Consider the following 19,198-nt stretch of genomic DNA (forward strand, 5'->3'; position numbering starts at 1 on the left):
TTTCTATGCAGCAACAACAATTGAAAGATACTCTTCAACAATGGCGAGCAAATCTGCTTTTGAAAAAGGCTTGGTTAGGTAATCAGTGGCACCAGAGGATTCGGATTTGGCTTTATCTAAGACACTGGTATTACTGCTGACCATAATGATTGGCACCTTTTTGAAGACAGAGCTACGACGCAGGATCGTGCACAGACGATTACCGTTAATACCTGGCATGGAAACATCCATCAAAATTAAGTCTGGTTTCATGGAAAACAGAGTTGACATTGATTCCATCGGATTTTCAACGGTGGCTACATCAAAGCCTTCTGAACCTAAGTAACCTTGAATCGTTTCTAGCATTGCTGGGCTGTCATCAATGCAAACAATCTTGTGAACCTTTCTATGGGTTTGCAAGGAGGTTGGGGGTGAAATGGTTGGTTTCCCTACGGTCTGAACACTGTTCGGGGCTGGAATATTGGGAAGCTTGTCGTAAGGAGAAACCGGAGATTTTAAAATAAAGTACTGTTGTTGTATGTACGGATTTAGCAATTGGGCAAATTTCAGAGTATCTTGCCTCACAAATGACGCGAGTTGTTGAATATTATTACCATTCATCAGCTGAGCCAGTGCTTGAAGGAGTGTCTGAGTCAATATACCATTGGGCACAGGCTGACTAAGCTTACTTCGGTCAGGGCAATAGGGCCGCTGGTAAGGTGAGGACACTATTTGACTCAACCTTTGCCAGATTTTGAGTTGTTCTTTCAACTGGTTAATGATGGTTGAGAAAGAAGCAACATCAGGGTGATATGACGTCTGGTCTAGCCATACATATGTTGCTTGTCTTAACCAAAACAAAGATTCTAGGGCGTCTTTAGACAGTTCCAGCTTAAGCATTTGGGTGGCATTACTGTCTAAGACCCTCTCTTGATATAGCTGATTGCTGGCTTCATAGAGTAACCATACTTGGTTAGTGGATAGTTGAACGCTTCGAAAATCGGGCTGTAAATTGTCTAGCGTCTTTTCAGGCACCCGATACCCTAACTTATTTAGGCAGTATTTTACTGTCTCGAACGTCTGTATGGAATGGACGGCATATTGAAGGCGGCCTTCCTTGACAAAAACATTCCAGGTGATGCCATTGCTCTTAACCTGTAAGCAACCATTTTTTTTGGATTGGGCAATGTCAAGACACTGCTTAATACCGTTAAAACTATCGACCATGTACAGAACCTAACTAACTGATCTTTCACTCAAGTTCACAGCTTTTGTTTATGGAATACGAATAAGCTGTTTAACTACTTAACATCTACCTCTACACTCAAATCCTTGGAGGCTTTAAGTCTGGTCTTTACCAGTCTTGGGAAAAGGGAATGAAGAAGTAAATAATTGATGACTTTAAGATTCCCATGTCTTGTTTAAATACAACATTGGTTAATCCTTTTTAAAGCCAAGCAATAATCGTAATCTTGTTACTCTCAGCTCTACTCTAGAAGCAACAAGATTAATATTGCTGGTTAGGAAAAGTGATTAAATTGCGTGGATTTGTTGGACATGCATGCAACAGATATTGTACTGGTTACAGCCAGTCAACATACTTTCTCTTTACTATTCAAAACCCATCAACAATAAGATCAGACTCCTCAACAGTTGTTACTTTCTGCTTCAATACCACCAAAATAAAACTGGCGACAAAACCTCCAGTAATCAAATATAGCCATAGATTAGTCCCCATCGTCTCAGGATGATCCAGTGCCCAGCCTCCTAGGGCAGGGCCAACCGTAAATCCGATGGACCAGCATTGAGATTCTAGGGAAAAGTAAATCCCTCGCAAATTTGAAGGTGCCATTTCACCGAGAAGAGAAACCCCTGCTGGTGAATAGAGGATTTCGGCCAGAGCGATGAGGCTAAAGGCACTGATGGCTATCAATAGTGGGTCGATTGCAATATTGCCGACAAGCCACAGCAAAAAGAAAGCAGCACTCCAAATGATGAGGGCGACTAACATAATGGAGACATGGTTGATGGTTTTGACTAAACGGGTGATGGGGAGCTGAAAAACAACTTTTAGGACAACGTGCCAGACGAAGAAGTAGCTGATCCACTGTTCTGAGAAGCCAATTTCTGTATTGCCACCAGGGATAAAGTTGGCGAGATACAGAGGTAGAGTGCTGGTGTACTGGGCGGCATAGATGGTAAAGATGATATTGGCGCTGAGGAAGGTGAGGAGGTTGCGATCGCGAAATGCTTGCCACCAATCTTGCCATACGTTACGCACGTCACCGAGGGGCTGTCGTGTTTCTGCAATTGCCACATAGATCACCCCAGCAAATAGGGCGTAGGTTAAGCCTTTTAGGATAAACAGAATGCTGTAGTTACCAGACATAGCCACATATTGTCCAGCGAGTAAAGCACCCAAAGCAAGGCCCAGATGATCCACTAGCCGCGTTAGGGCAAAGGCTTCTGTACGGTTTTCTGTTGTGGTCAGGTCTGTTGTGATGGATAAATTTGCAGGCCAGTATAAGCTGATTCCTAACCCCAACAGCAGATTGCCTAAAACTAACAGCACAAAGGTATTGGCAAAGGCAAGACAAAAACAAGCTAACGCCGTAATCATGGCTGATAGCATCAGCGTTCGACGACGACCCCAAAAATCAGAATCAATGGCATAACCGGACCAAAAACGTCCGACTATTCCAGCCAGACCGCTACTGCTTAAGGCTAACCCGACTTGAGTCGGAGAAAAGCCAAGTTCGTTGACAAAGTAAATCGAGGCATAGACCAGGGTAAATCCCTGGCCGATGTATAAAAGCAACTGCCCGGTCGCTAGAATCCATATTTCGCGTCTGAGTTGAGGTAGCCAGGCAAAGATGCCAGTGGCGGTGTCTTGCAGGTCGGTCTGAGCTTCGGTGTGCTCCATGGATGGTTATGTTCTACCTATCGCCCAGAAGTGGGGCTCTATTATTATTGCCTCTATCATTATTGTCCCAAGTGCAGCTGTAATGCCGCAAATTATCGTTGTGCTAGTAGGGCTGCAGCAACGCGATCGCGTAACGATAGTTTGCTCAAAAGCTGTGCACTCGTTCTGCCATACCGTTAGAAATTACCTTAATCGCTGTCAGGGAGGGGGCGATATATGGCGCTTATGGTCAAACAATCAAAAAATAAACGGGACCAACCGCTTCGTCCGTTGCCGATATGCTTGATATTGTTCACCAAATTGTTCCAGCATCATTTTCTCCTCATTACCCACCCGGAGAAAATATAGAAAACCAAACGTAATTATGCCTGAAAGACCGGCAATCCAATTTGTTAATAATAGTGCTTGGGCCATGGCCCATAACCAGAGCGAGGTATACATGGGGTGGCGGATAGATCGATAAATGCCGTTGGTAATTAATGTATGGTCTTTTCAAACCTGCAATGTGGGTGACCAGTTTTTGCCGAGATCATGGTGAGAACGCCAAAATAAGTAGAGCGCGATCTCAAACATCAAAATGCCCAATACATTCGCCCAAATCGGTAGAAAATAGTTAGCAAAATTAAACAGTGGCGTAACAATATAAATCAGCGGCAAAACAAACATCCCCAGCAGAACAAATGCTAACAGGCCATTCTCTAGAGGGGGTTTACGGTTATCGATGATGGTATTCTCCTTAATCTCCCGTTGATAGGGTTTGCGGATAATCCCTGTTAATACGAAGAAAACTAAGAAGATAATTTTGAGAATGAGGGAATCCATGATTGGCCTCTTACATGCTAATTAAGTTTACTTCCAGACACAGGATCAGTTATTTATTAAGAGTATTTCTCAATAAATAACTCCCATGATCATAGCGAAATCCCCCAGGAATGACGGGCCATTACTCAATCTTTTGTAACGTAGCTCTCTTCCTGCTAGTTGATGGGCAAACGCGTTTGCTTTGCCTCAAATGCAGATCCTCTTGCTGCGGCCCATTGAATCAGCGCTGCGGTTAAACCATTTAGAGAGTACTCATTAGGCTGAATATCTACCCGACTAAAGATCTCTTGACAGGCTTCAGATGTTAGTGGTCCAATAGAAGCGATCGCCACCTTTTCCAATAGCTGTTCTGGCAATGCGCCCAGCTTATTTTGATGGGCCTGTAGGAGTTGTTGGAAGCATCGAACTGTCTTAGGACTGGCAAATGTAACTACATCAATAATTCCTTGCTTGAGGGCCTGTAGCGTGTCCGGTTCAATATCCTCTGGACAGGCAGAGCGGTAGGCTGGAACATCCCACACCACAGCCCCTAGGCGAGAAAGTTCAGTAATGAGTAGGTCCCGTCGTTCATCTTCCAAGCAGGGATATAAAATTTGGGCCCCGTTCAAGTGATCGCGATCAGGAAAATGTTCCACCAGCGAATCAGAAATGAATTGAGGTGGAATAAAATCGGGTGTCAGCCCCTTTTGTTGCAAGAAAATTGCAGTTTTTCGACCGACAACCGCAATTTTGACTGTGGCAATGTCTTGGAGTGAATAGCCCTGGGATCTCAAACGCTCAATAAAGAACTTGCCCCCATTAGCCGAAGTTAGAATCAACCAATCAAACTCCGATAGCCGGGAAAGTTGTTGGTCGAGCTCGTGCCAACTAGACGGTGGCTGAATCGACAATGCCGAGAGTGAGATCGCATTGGCTCCCTGACCCCTAAGTTGTTGGACAAAGGTATCGGCTTGGTCTACGGGCCTAGTCACAAGAATAGTTTCACCCGAAAATCGAGTAGCAGTCATCTTTTTACTCTTATTGTCGTCGCTACATCTAGCTTACATTCGAATCCCCCTTAAATTATTGACATAGAAAGGTTTAAGGGTACTCATGCTGATCAGCGGTTAGGATGGGCATTGCCTCCACCCTACAGGGATTTAATAAAGTACTGCCACCTCAGATCTTGATCTTGTTGTTATATTTCAACAACTTACTACAGATCCCCAGACGGTTACCCTAAGTTCTGAAATGGTCAAGCAGCAAACGGAAACGGCGATCAATTTTATTCTTGCAGGTGTAGGTACTTAATAGCACGCATATTTGCAATGGGATCTCAGGGGCAGTGCTTGATGAGTTGGGTCGTGTATCCTGTTAAGTGATATCAATAACAACTTTGCCGATGAGTTTGCCGCTGTCCACTGCATCATGGGCAGCGGCGGTTTCGTTTAAGGGATAGTGGGCTGCGATCAAATGTTGAAGGGCACCATCGCGACTAGCCTGATTAATGTCGCGGGCAGCGGCCTCATGGGCTGCGTCACTCATGGCGTAAACCAGCACTGTACGGAGGGCGGCATTTTTGTAGAGCAGTTCATAAAAAGGAATTTCTACTTTAGCTGCATTGCCTGACTCATAGGTGGCAATCACGCCATTGCGGGCAACAAGTTTGGCGTTGATGTCAATGTTGGCAGCCAGGGCAACATCGACGATGCGATCGCACCCCCACTTTCCGGTAATCTCGCGAACCTTTGCGACCACGTTTTCCTGCCGATAATTAATCACATAATCAGCCCCCACTTGTTTGGCAACAGCTGCTTTCTCATCACTGCTCACTGTCGCCAAGATTGTCTTCGCGCCACCCCATTTAGCTAGTTGAATGGCATACATGCCAACGGCACCGGCTCCTCCATGCACCAGCACCGTTTTGTCAGTAATGGGACCATCACTAAACACGGAAAAGTGTGCCGTCATCGCTGGAACACCTAAGCTAGCGCCTGCTGCAAAGTCCAGAGACTCGGGCATCGTCATTGCTTTATGGGCAGGCACCACTACATAGTCTGCAGCTGTGCCAAATGCTGAGTGTCGTTGGGCTTCGTAGATCCACACCCGTTCTCCGATGCGCTCAGGTGACACATTCTCTCCTACGGCATCAATCACCCCTGCACCATCGTTGTGGGGAATAGTTTTGGGGTAGGGTTGTTTTAGCCCCATCCAACCACTGCGAAACTTGGTATCAGAGGGATTAATGCCGGAAACATGCACTTTGATTCGCACATCTCCAGCACCAGGTGCTGGCTGTTCCATATCACCATATTCTAGAACCTCTGTTGCATTACCTGGTTTTTCATACCAAACAGCTTTCATTGTACGTTCTCCTTTAGGGGCATTTTTTGGATGTAGAGACGTTGCATACAAAGTCTCTAGAAATCAATTATGTTGCGATCTCGCCAAAACTTACCACTGTCTTTCCCAGAAGCCTCGGTGGCTAACCAGATGGCCGTATCTGCTCCTTGTTCTGGTGATCGTGGTGCTGAGAATCCTCCCATATCGGTTCTGACCCAGCCTGGACACATGGCATTCACAACAATGTTTTTAGACCTTAGTAATTGGGCCAGCATGATAGTGGCACCGTTGAGCGCTAGCTTGGAAAGGCAGTAGCTAGGTGCTGTTGTGGTGAGGCCATCCAGCGCTCCCATACCACTGGAAACGTTGATTATCCTAGCATTCTCAGCGGCTTCTAACAGAGGTAAGAAGGTTTGCACCATGCATACCACGCCAAATGTGTTGGTGTGCATGGCTGAATCTAACAACTCGCGGGAGATGGTTAGTATGTCGACGCTGTTATCTGGGTAAACGCCAGCATTATTGATTAATACATCTAGGTGGTTGATGCCTTGGGATTTAAGTGTCTGAACCGCTTGCTTGATGGAGCTGTCATCGCTAACGTCTAATTCGAGGGGAATGACGGGACCGTTGAGGGTTTTGGCAGCTTGTTTGGCACTGTTGAGCGCGCGCGCGGTGAGGATTACTTTGTAGTCTTTGGCGAGGAGGCCCTGTGCGATCGCAAATCCAATGCCGCGATTGCCACCGGTTACTAGTGCTTGTTTTTGTTGTTGTGTGGTCATGGGGTGAATTTTCTGTTGTGGAATGGGTGTCGTGCTCTTCTCGTTTCACCATTGGCTTATTCAACAAACGTCAAGACAGTTAAATAGATCATCTTTGAAACCATACCTAAAATAAAAACGTTGCGTTTCGTATATATATATCTTCTAAACGATTCGTATCGGAAATGTCAACACTTCTGAGATGATTTCTGTACGATTCGTATCGTATGTATAATCAAAAAACCTGAAAAGCTTGAGGTAAATAGTATGCCACGTCAGAAAAGCAGCGCCAAATCCAACCAGCCGGCCTCGGTTGGACGACCCCGTTCCTGGGAGTCGAAGCAGGCAATCCTGACAGCAGCGTGGAAATTGCTGCAGACATATAGCGTCCGCAAGGTTTCTATTGAGGCTGTCGCCCGTGAAGCTGGGGTGGGTAAAACAACAATTTATCGCTGGTGGCCCAGTAAGGCGGCGGTGATTGTGGATGCGTTTTTAGCTCAGGTGGAGCCAAGTCTGCCGTTTCCTAAAACGGATACTGCGTCGGCATCTTTAGCATTGCAGATGCGCCAGGTGGTAAAGATCCTGAGTGGTGATGTGGGTCGGATTGTGGCACAAATTATTGCTGAGGGACAGTGTGATCCGGAGGCATTGGAAAGTTTTTGCGATCGCTTTCTCAAGCCTCGACGCAATGCTGCCCGACACATAATTCTCCAGGGTATCGAGTCCGGTGAATTTGCCCCAGACATAGACCCAAATTTAGCGATGGATATTCTGTATGGGCCGATCTACTATCGTCTGTTAGTAAAGCATTTACCTTTGGATGAGGCGTTTGCGGCAGCATTGCATAGGCAGGCAATTGTCAGTATTCTCAAGCCATAAGAGGCTGGCAAATAGCTGGGACTACCATTCCCACTTTTGAAGACAATTTATACCTTTACAAGTTAGAGCGTAAATTACTGACTACACCCAAGAGGGGCGGGAACGTCCTCAGACAAACACCTCTATATGAATTCATCTATGCCCTTACCTGGTCGAATCAGGCAGCTTAGAAATTCTTCTTTAGTTTTTATAACAATTTTTGTTGTTTTATCTCTAAGTAGACATTTGACTTCAGTTACAGGATAGAGCTTACAGCAAACGATGCCTGATCTCTAATCATGGATAGCTAATATGAAATATTAAAGAGAACAATAATCTATCAAACTTATTAAAATAATCCACTAACCTGACTAAGTATGTGATATGAGACTAGTTTATTGAGTTTAAACCTGCATGCATACTTAAGATAATCACCGTAATTGTTAACCGTCTTGTGGTTCTCAGGCAACTTCTCCCCAGACAGCGCAGCCTAGTATATAATCGTGTTCTATACTTGGGACATCACTTTACTAAGTGGCATCTGTCACTTGGCTGTTTTTCACCTATGTCAGAAATCTTTTTCTTTTTCTGACTTTATGATGAACAAATCAAGTGTCGCTACTCCGAAGACATTTAAGAAATCATAAAGGAGCCAAATGCAAGCGCGGATAGCAAAAACATCAACCCTTTCGGACCTAGCTGAGTGGCTGGAACAGAAGGGCTGGAAGGAGCTTCCACCCAGTTCAGCCGTGCTTAATTACTGTGACCGTCTTTGGCAAAAGAAAGCTGGTTGTTTATTGGTAAATCTCTATAATTATGATGCATTTCAAGCAGGAGAAGCAAATATTGATGGAGAATTAAACTCCTTTGCTATTGAATTAGCTGCCCAATCTACTGATGGTTACTGGGCAAGGCATGAAAAGTATGGTATCCGTGGCAGTGAGCTAAAGGATGTTTTGGATGATCAAGTAGTGAAATTGTTGAAAGCGTGGCAAGTTATCAATGAATGCTAGTGAGATCTTCACAGCTCGTACTGATGTTGAGCGTAAATCCCAGATATCTCTTCATACTGCGTAGCTACTTACACGTATGTGTGAATATATGCCATTAGACGCTCAAAGCTAAAGGGTTTAGCAAGGTACTCATTAGCCCCTAAAAATAAAGCCCGTAGCCGTTCCTCTTCACTAGATAAGGCTGTCACAACTATCACAGGGACCTGTAAGTTCTGGGCACGTATTGCACCAAGAATTGATACACTATCTAACTCTGGCAGAACCAAATCCAACAAAACCAGATCAAACATGTCAGAGAGAGCTAACGGTATGGCTCTCTCTTCATTATTCACGGCTAACGTTCGATGCCCCAGTTGCTGCAATCCTTTCGATAGAAAAGAAACAGCATGCGGTTCATCTTCAATAATCAGAATACTTGCCACAAGAGTACTCTCAAGTGATGGTGGGCTCTTTGTAAATGCAGCTTTTCAGGACTTTCACCAAGAGTACTACCTGTTACTGGCACTGATGATAAACCTGGGCTTTTCAAGCAATTTGTCTAATGTCACTTGCGCCACAAGGCCTAAAACACTTAAGCCGAGATAAATCAATTTCTCTTGAAGTAATCTAAAAGCCTGACTTTTCAGACAGTACACGGTTTAAATATTGAATGATGTATGCAGTTATACTTTAGGACATTTTTTGTAAAGATGAGCCTGTAAGATACATAGCAGCATTGGACCTCAAGATCTGATAGCTCATTAGGATAAACTACTCATTCAAAGGGAGCTAACTCCCTGTAATTGGTAGGGTCAGCCTTACTATTGTTCCCTGCTGATAACTACTTCTCACTACAAACTGTCCTCCAACAAGGGCAACAATTCTTTTGACAATTTTCAATCCTAGCCCTGTATGCTCTTGCCCATAAGCTTTCCGATCAAACTGGATTGAGTCATCAATGGTGGCAATTTGTTCTTCTGTCATCCCTTGCCCTGAGTCACGGATGAATAGAGTCACAAAATCTTCTGTCACTTCACTTCTAACTTCAATAGGTGTTTCTGGTGGAGAAAATTTTAGGGCATTATCGAGTAACTCATTGAGAATAATTGATAGATATCGAGCCGATAGTGCAATTTCGGCATCCTCAATTATCAAGACCAGGTCATTACTACGGTTATATCTGTGTGCAAGGGGTGCTGTTAGTTCAACAGCCCTACTCAAGCTTTGCTTCTCTTCAAATTCTAAAGAGCTTGGTTGACTAGCAGCAAGCTCTAACTCCATATAAACCTGAAACTTGACTGTTAGATTTTCTAAACGTTGGGCCGATTGCTCAATCCGATCGCACAGATCATGGTGGGATAATTGAGAAGCTAAGCTGGCTCGTAAATCATCGAGGGTACTTTCTAAAAGATTAATTGTATTTGATTGGATACGAGATAGTGTTTCGTTTGTGTCATATCCTTGTTTAATTTTAAGCATGGAGTTCACACAAGTGCGCAGCTTGAGCGAGTCAACCGGTTTAGTAAGAAAGTCATCAGCACCTGCGTTGATACAAGAGGTTACTGTTGTTCTAGTATCTAATATTGTTACTACAATAATAGGAACATTCTGCCATTGGGGTGATGCCTTGATGCGACGGCACACTTCGATACCACTAATACCCGGCATGAGAACATCGAGCAAAATTAGATCGGGCTTAAATGCATCTAGAGATACAATGGCATCCTCTCCACTGGCAGCATAATAAAGCTGATAATCCTGACGATTGAAGAGGGCCTCGATAATGTCAAAATGACTAACTTCATCATCAATCACTAAAATAACGGGCTGTTTCATAGAGCGTTCGTTTGTTCGCTTAAAAGCTTCTCAATAGTAATGGCAAGTTGCCCTAAATTAACTGGTTTGCTCAAGTATTCAGGTAAACCTGCCCCCTGTTCAAATATTACTAATAATTTTACCTTTACCGCCCTGAAGCTCAGCAATGCGTTTTATTAAAGCGATTTTTAAGCCTGCTCTAACTTATTATCGGCTAAGCGCATCATCAGCTTGAATAAAGAGTTTGAATAGCTTTTGCATATAATCAGATTTAATACCAATGCCTGGGTTAATGACAAGAAAATTTAATAAGATGTTGCGGGAGTTAGATGTCTCCGCATCGCTGGTCTCGTTAGATGTCTTTTCAGACTGTTGTTTATGATCATCTTAAGGTGGCAAAACCCCCTGCTGGTAAGATTTTAACGGCATCGCTGAGTAGATTAATTAGCAGCCTCACGTATACCAAGAATGGTGTTTAGAAGTGTGCAGGATTCATGTGGGAGTCGTTAGCCAACGAATGCACCGCTTATTCTAATTTGGGTAAGATAACTTTGATTTTACTTGAAGCAAGGGTGTAGTGTCGATGGCCATGGAACCTAAACTTGCTAAGAGTGAAATGGCAGCAGATATCCACAACCATTCAATCGGTTCCGGTCAAGTTTGAATTAGTCTGGACCCATCGAATTAATATGGAGAGAGTTCTGTAATGATCTGTGCTTAGGTGGTGGGTGCGATCGCACAGAGGCTAAAAATAGATAGATAAAGACGTCTAGATAACGGCTGCAACGTGGAAAATATTCTTGATAAAGCTTGGTGTGCATGACTTCGATCGGATAAATGAGGTGTTCTTTGAGCTAGAACCCAAACTCCAGCTATGCATGAATCTTGTATTTTTCCTTTAGAAATTAAATTTTTCAGGTAGTCGAGGTTTTGAAGTTAAAGCAGTAAAGTTATGATTAGGAGGGTTTATTTAGAGAAATATCTAGAAAACGTTAGTGTCGGTAAGCGTTATGTCGATGCTATTGCTCCACCCGTTATGTTGAGAAGGATTGCCGTTTTAATCACCACCCTTGGGTTTGTTTTGAATGCGGTATCACCTTCCTATGCTCGCAGGCCTGATGACATCAAGTTTAATCACTTATCCCAAGAGGACGGTCTGGCGGGCAACCGAGTACGGGCAATTGTGCAAGATAACCATGGCTTTATGTGGTTTGGTCATTGGGATGGGCTAACTCGCTACGACGGCGGCACCACGGTGGTCTATAACAATGACGTGGATGACCCCAGCAGTTTGAGTCACAATCTGGTGAGTACGCTCACCCTTGACCAGGAGGGCTTTCTATGGGTTGGTACCCTCGGAGGCGGTCTTAATCGCTTTGATCACGCCCGCCAAACCTTCACTCATTACCGTTATGCTTCTGACAATGCCAATAGTTTAAGTAGTGATGATGTTGTCAGTGTCTATCACGATCGGGCTGGGACTATGTGGGTTGGTACCTGGGGAGGCGGTCTTAACCGCTTTAATCCAAAGACAGGTAACGTCACTCGCTACCAGTATGACCCAAATGACCCCACCAGTCTCAGTGGTGACAAAGTTGTCGGCATTCATGAGGATCGGATCGGGCAGCTTTGGGTGAGCACGTTTCATTCGGGGCTCAACCGTTTGGATCCGATCACGGGGCAGTTTACCCGTTTCCCAGTCGATCCGAAGACCGGGAAAAGCCTGAACGCTGACTGGGGCAATAACCAGAACTTTTATGAAGATGCCTCTGGTCTGATTTGGTTTACGGCCAAAACTGGACTTTATATCCTAGATCCAGAAACAGAACGATTTACCCGTCAACCCTATGCGGTTCCTGGCGTCCTTAATCCTGAGCTGAGGGGAATTCTAGTCGATCGCACAGGAACTATGTGGGTCAATGGTCGACATGGCTTTGCTAGACGTGAGCTTGAGCGGGGGCAATGGACTCATTTGGTAAACAATCCATCGGATGCATCCACCATCAGTCCTAGCGATAAGATCACCACATATCAAGATCGCTCTGGCGTCATTTGGGTTGGGAGCTTGTGTTGTGGGGTGAATATCTTTAATCCCACTCCTGCCAAATTCACCCACTACAAACACAACCCAGATAATCCTAATGGACTAAATCATCCGTCTGTTCAGGTCATTTATGAAACGAGCGACGGTGCACTATGGTTGGGCACTCAGATCGGGCTGGAAAAATTTGACCGTCAGACAGGGCAATTTACCCATTATTTACATGAACCGACAATCCCCCATAGCCTGGGGGCTGGTACAGATTTTTTAGCCATTGATGAAGATGCGGCGGGTGATCTCTGGGTGGGCGGTGTTGGTCACACCGGATTGAATCGCTTGGATCGGGCCAGTGGCCGGTTTACGACCTATCGGCACGATCCGAATGATGTCAACAGCTTGAGCGATCCAGACGATAGTGTTCTATCCATTCAAGTCGACGATGACGGCAGCATTTGGGTGGGGACCCGAGCGGGTGGTCTTAATCATTTTGATCCGAGTACCGAAACGTTTCGTGCTTACCGCCACGAACCCAATGATGCCAACAGTCTGAGTGATAATAATGTACGAGTCATTCATATTACCCCGTCCGGTATTCTATGGCTCGGCAGCTGGCATAAAGGGTTAACTCGATTTGACCCTCAGGCTAAAACGTTTACCCGCTATCAACACAATCCAAACGATCTTCAGAACAGCTTGCCGAGCAATACCGTATATACAATTCATGAAGATACCAAAGGTACATTATGGATTGGCACATCCGCCGGGTTAAGTCGGTTTGATGCGGCCAAGGGCGCATTTACCAGTTATAGAGAGAAAGATGGTCTACCCAGTGCATCCATTCGTGCCATCTTGGAAGATAATCAAGGCCATCTATGGATAAGCACGAATCGAGGACTCTCCAAATTTGATCCCGAGACACTCACGTTTAGAAATTACGGTGCACACGATGGTTTACAAGGTAAAGAATTTGCTGCGAGTGCTGGTTACAAAAGTCGAACGGGCGAAATGTTTTTTGGTGGCACTGCTGGTTTTAATGCGTTTTACCCCAATCAATTAATCAATGATAGTTTCGCACCGCCGGTCGTGTTCACCGACTTTCAACTGTTCAATCAGTCAATCCCTCTTGGTCAGGAGGGGTCTCCGTTAACCCAGGACATCAGTGTTACCAATAAGGTTACCCTGAGTCACGATCAGTCAGTATTTAGCATTGCCTTTGCGGCGTTGAGCTACTGGTTTCCTGAACACAATCAATATGCCTATAAGATGGAGGGCTTTGATCAAGATTGGACATGGGTCGACAGTCGTCGTCGCTTTGCCACCTACACCAACCTTAACCCGGGTAACTATACCTTCCGGGTCAAGGCCAGTAACAGTGATGGCTATTGGAATGAAACTAGTAGAGCTCTACAAATCACGATTACCCCCCCCTGGTGGCAGACCCTTTGGTTTCGCAGTTTGGCAGTGGTGTCAGGATTAGGCGCAGTCATCGGGATTTATCGCTGGCGAGTTCAAGCCATCGAAAGTTACAATCGCCAACTCACAGCTGAAGTAACAGAACGGACCTATGAGTTGAAAATTGCCAAAGAACAGGCCGAAACCGGGGCTTATGAGCTGAAAGTTGCTAAAGAACAAGCTGAAGCTGCCAACGAAGCTAAGAGTGCTTTCTTGGCTAATATGAGCCACGAACTACGCACCCCCCTAAATGCGATTCTGGGGATGACCGAGGTACTACAAGAGAAGGTTGTCGGCCAGATTAATGGGCAACAACTAAAAGCGTTACAGACCATTGAACGCAGTGGATCGCATCTGCTGGAACTGATCAACGACATTCTCAACTTGGCCAAAGTGGAGTCAGGGTTAATCGAGCTAGAGTATTCTCCCGTTGCGGTGACATATCTCTGTAAGTCTAGTTTGGCCTTTGTCAAAGAACAGTCCCTGAAGAAAAACATCCAGCTTCACCAGAAAGTTCCCTCAAACTTACCAGATATAGTGGTTGATGAACGGCGGATTCGCCAGGTTTTGATTAATCTGTTGAACAACGCTGTAAAATTTACCCTGGAAGGGGGACACATCACCCTCGAAGTGGAGCCATTGCCACCGGACGAGACCTGCCACCAAAAATACCTACGCTTTGCCGTGACCGATACAGGCATGGGCATTGCTCCAGACCATCTGAAAAAGTTGTTTCAACCCTTTGTCCAGATTGAAAGTGATCTCAATCGACAATATGAAGGCACTGGACTGGGGCTAGCTCTGGTAAAACGGATTGTTCAACTCCATGGAGGACAAGTCGCCGTCACCAGTGAGGTCGACGTAGGTAGCTGCTTTTCCATTGAGCTGCCCTATACCATCTCTGAGCTTAGTGATCCCATATCTCAAATTGTGCCGGAGTCTTATCCAACAACTCCTGAAAGCGAACAACCCACCGTAGCTCCCCTCATCCTATTGGCGGAAGACAACGAGGCCAATATTCTCACCTTCTCCAGTTATCTGCGTGCTAAAGGCTATCGCCTTCAAGTGGCAAAAAATGGTCAAGCAACCATTGAGTTAGCTCAGGCTGAACTACCCAATATTATTCTCATAGACATCCATATGCCTGGCATGGATGGTTTAACAGCCATCCGACACATTCGCCAATTACCTGCTCTGACTAAAATCCCCATCATTGCGCTGACAGCCCTTGCTATGACAGGAGATCGAGAGCGTTGTTTAGAGGCTGGGGCTAACCTTTATCTCAGTAAACCGGTTAAACTCAAACAGTTAACGCTATCAATTCAAAAGTTGTTAACTCAATGAGAGAGAAAGCATACCCAAGCTATATTAGCCTCTGCTCCTATCAATAGCTGTCTTTACATGGAAGAGGTTCTAGGGTTGGATTGAGTAAGTTAAATGGCTTTTTTAAAGTCACTAAGGCTTTAACCAGAGTCGTTGTAATCTTAACGCCCTGTAAGCAGATATCATTTGGCTTGGGATAACGGTTCAACATGGCAAGAGTTTCAAAAGAAAAGAGAATTGGATCAAGTTCTTCTGGTTCGATAATTTTAAGTATGTCGCGCTCTTGTAGGCGAGCTAATCTTCGTGTTTGTTCCGGTTCAACATTCCCTCCAAATGGTAATAGCATTGCCCGAGTGCCGGTTTGTAGAACATTTAGGGTCATGTCGTATCCGGCTATGCCGATGGCCAAATCAGCTTGAACCATATAGCTAAGTAAGTCAGAGGTATACCGCTGTACGGTGAGATTAGAGCAATGTATTGCCATTGCTTGCAGACGTCTGTAAATGTCCATGGGCACAAATGGCCCTGTGAATATTTGAATATGATGGGGGATTTTATCTTCTAAATACTGACTGGCCTGAGCGACGCAATCCAATAGCCCATGCCCTAGACGACCATCTCCAACGGTCACGAGTATCATTGGCTTAGTCTTAGCTTCAGGGGAGAATTCTCGATCTACATCCGGTACTACATAGCCTGTGTAGTGAATGTCGCAGGTGAGTTCTCTGATGCAAGAAAAACTTTCATTCAGTGAAATGAAGCTAGGGTCACCATGGATTAAGAGCTGGTCAAAGTATTGATTGATCAGCTGGCAGGTTTCAGTTTCATAATCGGCTTTATTGGTGGGTGAAATAACAATGTCACCCAGACTACAGATAGTTTGAGCTCCGTAGTCTTTAGATCTGTCTAGTAAAGGGATGATCTCAGCAGCAAGGTGATGATGCTCAAAGGGAAATCGCTCTACAATGACAGCAGCAGGACGGATGCGATCGCAAAGTTCCAATAATCGCTTACGGCGACGGTCTGAAATATTGTCTATAGGCAAAGAAGCTACAGACAATTTAGAATCCGCTAACTCTGTTTGAGTTGTCGGTAAGTCAACAATTTCAATACCTTCAAGTGTAGGAAAATCCTGAATCACCCCTCCACTGTTGACGACATACACTCTAAATTCTTGAGTCAGGCTGTGGACAATTGCCATACTACGAATTAAGTGCCCAATGTCATGGCTAGGCTGACTATAAAACAGTAGATTTTTCATTGATTATTCCCGCCATGGATATTAATCATGATTCCTAAACACAAGATTTATAGTATGCCTGCAATTATGTAGGGATGCACTGTTATCGGCCCATAAAATATGCACGTGGCGTATGCATGTCATCTACGAAGCTGTTAACTTGAGCAAGTTCGCTAGCGTATTTTCCTGATTTGTCAGCCTCATGGGGGGCTGTACAGCTTTTATTAAATTGTCTTTTAAAGCGCCTACATTACTCGCTAGGCTAAACTTATCCAACACGGTTAAGCGGCCTGCTTTGCCTAATGTGCTACTTAACTCAGGCTGCTCCATTAATGTCTCTAAAGCTTTGGCTAAGGATAGGGAGTCTTTCTCAGGCACTAATACTCCATTGTAGTAAGAGTGCATCAGCTCAGAAATTCCTAAAATACTGGTTGATACAACGGGTATTTCCATTGCCATAGCTTCTAGCAATACGTGAGGAATCCCATCGCGATTGCCACTGTCGCTTACCAGATAAGGCAACACAAACAGAGTCGCTTTTTGATAATAATCAATCAGCTGCTCCTGAGATATATGGCTAACTAGAGTGACATGTCCATTAAGACCTAAGTGGTTAATTTTCTGGCGTATTGAATTTTCTAAGGGGCCATCACCAAAAATTATGCCTTGAAACGACGTGCCTTCCTGTTTAAGAAGATGAAAGGTTTCTAATAAATATTGAAATCCATTGTCTTCACACAAATAACCACCACTCAGAATGAGAGGAATATCTGACTGTTGACGTTTAGGTGGAGGATTAAAGCGACCAACGTCAATGCCATGATAAGCCACGTGAATAGGCGTGTGGGAGGTGGAAATACGATCTAGATAACAGCGATTGTATTCACTACACGTACAAATAAAGTTCGCTTTAGCCATACGGCGATTAAGGCTAGCCGTATCCTTAATATAGATATCTTTTGTATGGACTGAAAGGCTATAGGATATGCCAGAAAACGCCTTCACAATCTCTGCGGTAGCTGCAGGTATGTCCGCAAAATGAGCATGGAGATGAATAATGCCTAAATCTTTCAGCAACTGGGCCAAATAACCTGCTTGTAAAAATTCATTAAGCCGTTGGTGTTGATCGCGCTTTAGATGGTGCTTTAAGGTTTCTAAATAAACATCACTATCTTGTTCGAATAAAGCAAGCTGAGTACTGACTAGCTCTTTTTCAGCAGCTCGATCAAACTCAGGAAGCAGGGATGGCACGTAGGTGATTGGCGCTTTAATATTGACCGCATCAGGATGACTATCCCCTTCAAATGGAGGTCTTAAAGAGAAAATGTGTAGGTCGAGCCCTTGTCTTTCTAGCTCTAAGATCTCATTGACAATAAAAGTCTCTGATACGGTAGGATAGGTTTCCAGCAAAAGTCCAATTAAAGGGCGCATAGTCATCCTGTGAAATTACGGCTGAATCAAAAAAAGCGCTTCGTATAAAGACATACGTTCGTTGAATAAGGTGGAATAGATGCAAATATAGCTCCATTCCCTGCAGCTGACCTGAGTCCACAACACTATGTTGGGTATTATGGTCGATTTTGTTAAAACGCAAGTGAATGAACGGTTAGATTCTCCTCATGAAAGCCATTTCCATGAGAGTTTTCTTAGATACTCTCTATTGGCGACCTATTAATAAACTATATCTGTCAAGATATATCTGTGAAGACATTTCAACCTGGGTTGTCGCAACGATAATGGCCAAGTAAAATACCTTAGGCTAATTAAGTATAAAAGTTTAGCTTAATTAGACGACTGTTTAAGGTATACCTGTTTGTCTACTTGAAGATCTGGTTTTGAGTCTACTCGTGATCAAATTAGTTTATTCAGATTAGCTTGTATAGCAATCACACTCTTATAGTAATCAAGCGTTATTGAGAGCAGCTAGCTTTGCTAGGATGCAGGAGAATTTCAGATGAGACAGATTTTAATTGCTGAAGATGAGACTCGGGTCGCATTTTTTTTAGAGCAAGGGCTACGCAGTAATGGATTTATGACTAAACATGTCGCGACAGGATCTGAAGCGCTGAGTCATACCCTCAATGGCGAATTTGATCTGATCATTCTCGATTTAGGGTTGCCTGGAAGAGAGGGGTTTTCAGTACTTCAAGAGCTACGGGGGCAGGGATGTCAGATTCCAATCATCATTTTGACGGCCCGTGATGGGATGACCGATAAACTCACCGGGTTTGATCTTGGAGCCGATGATTATGTTACTAAGCCGTTCCGATTTGAAGAACTGTTGGCGCGTATTCGGGCTCGGTTGCGGACGACGGCATTTGCCAATCCTGAGAAAGACTGGATACTGAGTCATCATGGGGTGGAACTCAACATGCGTACACGGCTAGTGCGCATTGGTGAGAAGCTCATTGAACTATCAGCCCGTGAGTTTTCCATGGCAGAGACCTTTTTGAGTCATCCAGGACAGGTAATTAGTCGTGAACAGCTACTGGATCGGGTGTGGGGATACGACCATGCACCAGGTTCTAATGTGGTGGATGTGTATGTGGGCTATCTGCGTAAAAAGCTAGGAAGTCACTTAATTGAGACTGTTCGAGGGGTGGGATATCGCATGCCTGTTTAGGCTATAACTTTATATATACCAGGGAGAACATAAATAGATCTATAGTT

Annotated in this window: 14 protein-coding genes and 1 pseudogene; 4 read left to right on the forward strand and 11 right to left on the reverse strand. The window is 44.5% G+C overall.

Features of this window, described 5'->3' with window-relative positions:
• Window positions 1-3 precede the first annotated feature (3 nt).
• The 7 genes and pseudogenes from DXZ20_RS16880 to DXZ20_RS16905 form a co-directional block, all read right to left on the reverse strand.
• Window positions 4-1,206, reverse strand: a complete 1,203-nt coding sequence (locus DXZ20_RS16880) for a response regulator (protein WP_163699399.1) — start codon at window positions 1,204-1,206, stop codon at window positions 4-6.
• Window positions 1,207-1,594: 388 nt separating this feature from the next.
• Complete coding sequence (locus DXZ20_RS16885) at window positions 1,595-2,902, reverse strand: MFS transporter (protein WP_163699401.1); 1,308 nt, start codon at window positions 2,900-2,902, stop codon at window positions 1,595-1,597.
• A gap of 237 nt (window positions 2,903-3,139) precedes the next feature.
• Window positions 3,140-3,382: pseudogene (locus DXZ20_RS37515) on the reverse strand (isoprenylcysteine carboxylmethyltransferase family protein); the annotation flags it as partial.
• Window positions 3,383-3,394: 12 nt separating this feature from the next.
• Complete coding sequence (locus tag DXZ20_RS37520) at window positions 3,395-3,724, reverse strand: hypothetical protein (RefSeq protein WP_250565797.1); 330 nt, start codon at window positions 3,722-3,724, stop codon at window positions 3,395-3,397.
• 155 nt (window positions 3,725-3,879) lie between these two features.
• Window positions 3,880-4,731, reverse strand: coding sequence for a uroporphyrinogen-III synthase (locus tag DXZ20_RS16895; RefSeq protein WP_163699402.1), 852 nt, complete (start codon window positions 4,729-4,731; stop codon window positions 3,880-3,882).
• A gap of 346 nt (window positions 4,732-5,077) precedes the next feature.
• A complete protein-coding gene (locus DXZ20_RS16900) occupies window positions 5,078-6,067 on the reverse strand; it encodes an NADPH:quinone reductase (protein ID WP_163699404.1) in 990 nt (329 codons plus the stop codon).
• Window positions 6,068-6,123: 56 nt separating this feature from the next.
• Window positions 6,124-6,828 carry an SDR family NAD(P)-dependent oxidoreductase gene (locus tag DXZ20_RS16905; protein WP_163699408.1) on the reverse strand — a complete coding sequence of 235 codons (705 nt, stop codon included), beginning with the start codon at window positions 6,826-6,828 and terminating at the stop codon, window positions 6,124-6,126.
• Window positions 6,829-7,074: 246 nt separating this feature from the next.
• On the opposite strand from DXZ20_RS16905, the gene DXZ20_RS16910 reads away from it, so the two are divergent.
• Window positions 7,075-7,686 (forward strand): TetR/AcrR family transcriptional regulator, encoded by a 612-nt coding sequence (locus tag DXZ20_RS16910; RefSeq protein WP_163699409.1) that lies wholly within the window; start codon window positions 7,075-7,077, stop codon window positions 7,684-7,686.
• Window positions 7,687-8,321: 635 nt separating this feature from the next.
• Window positions 8,322-8,678, forward strand: a complete 357-nt coding sequence (locus DXZ20_RS16915; protein WP_163664000.1) for a hypothetical protein — start codon at window positions 8,322-8,324, stop codon at window positions 8,676-8,678.
• Window positions 8,679-8,746: 68 nt separating this feature from the next.
• On the opposite strand, the gene DXZ20_RS16920 is transcribed toward DXZ20_RS16915, so the two are convergent.
• A complete protein-coding gene (locus DXZ20_RS16920; RefSeq protein WP_163699411.1) occupies window positions 8,747-9,100 on the reverse strand; it encodes a response regulator in 354 nt (117 codons plus the stop codon).
• Window positions 9,101-9,446: 346 nt separating this feature from the next.
• The gene (locus DXZ20_RS16925) at window positions 9,447-10,493 is read right to left on the reverse strand and encodes a hybrid sensor histidine kinase/response regulator (RefSeq protein ID WP_163663996.1); all 1,047 of its coding nucleotides are present in this window, start codon (window positions 10,491-10,493) and stop codon (window positions 9,447-9,449) included.
• 931 nt (window positions 10,494-11,424) lie between these two features.
• Here DXZ20_RS16925 and DXZ20_RS16930 point away from each other — a divergent pair.
• Window positions 11,425-15,309, forward strand: a complete 3,885-nt coding sequence (locus DXZ20_RS16930; RefSeq protein WP_163699412.1) for a hybrid sensor histidine kinase/response regulator — start codon at window positions 11,425-11,427, stop codon at window positions 15,307-15,309.
• A gap of 40 nt (window positions 15,310-15,349) precedes the next feature.
• On the opposite strand, the gene DXZ20_RS16935 is transcribed toward DXZ20_RS16930, so the two are convergent.
• Both DXZ20_RS16935 and DXZ20_RS16940 read right to left on the reverse strand, forming a co-directional pair.
• Complete coding sequence (locus DXZ20_RS16935) at window positions 15,350-16,549, reverse strand: glycosyltransferase family protein (protein ID WP_163699414.1); 1,200 nt, start codon at window positions 16,547-16,549, stop codon at window positions 15,350-15,352.
• Between the two features lie 123 nt (window positions 16,550-16,672).
• Window positions 16,673-17,959: a glycosyltransferase gene (locus DXZ20_RS16940; RefSeq protein ID WP_163699416.1), complete on the reverse strand. Its 1,287-nt coding sequence runs from the start codon at window positions 17,957-17,959 to the stop codon at window positions 16,673-16,675.
• Window positions 17,960-18,482: 523 nt separating this feature from the next.
• On the opposite strand from DXZ20_RS16940, the gene DXZ20_RS16945 reads away from it, so the two are divergent.
• Window positions 18,483-19,151, forward strand: a complete 669-nt coding sequence (locus DXZ20_RS16945) for a response regulator transcription factor (protein ID WP_006513955.1) — start codon at window positions 18,483-18,485, stop codon at window positions 19,149-19,151.
• Window positions 19,152-19,198: the final 47 nt, after the last annotated feature.

It is taken from the genome of Adonisia turfae CCMR0081 (assembly GCF_011009555.1).
In the GTDB taxonomy this organism is placed as follows: domain Bacteria; phylum Cyanobacteriota; class Cyanobacteriia; order Phormidesmidales; family Phormidesmidaceae; genus Leptothoe; species Leptothoe turfae.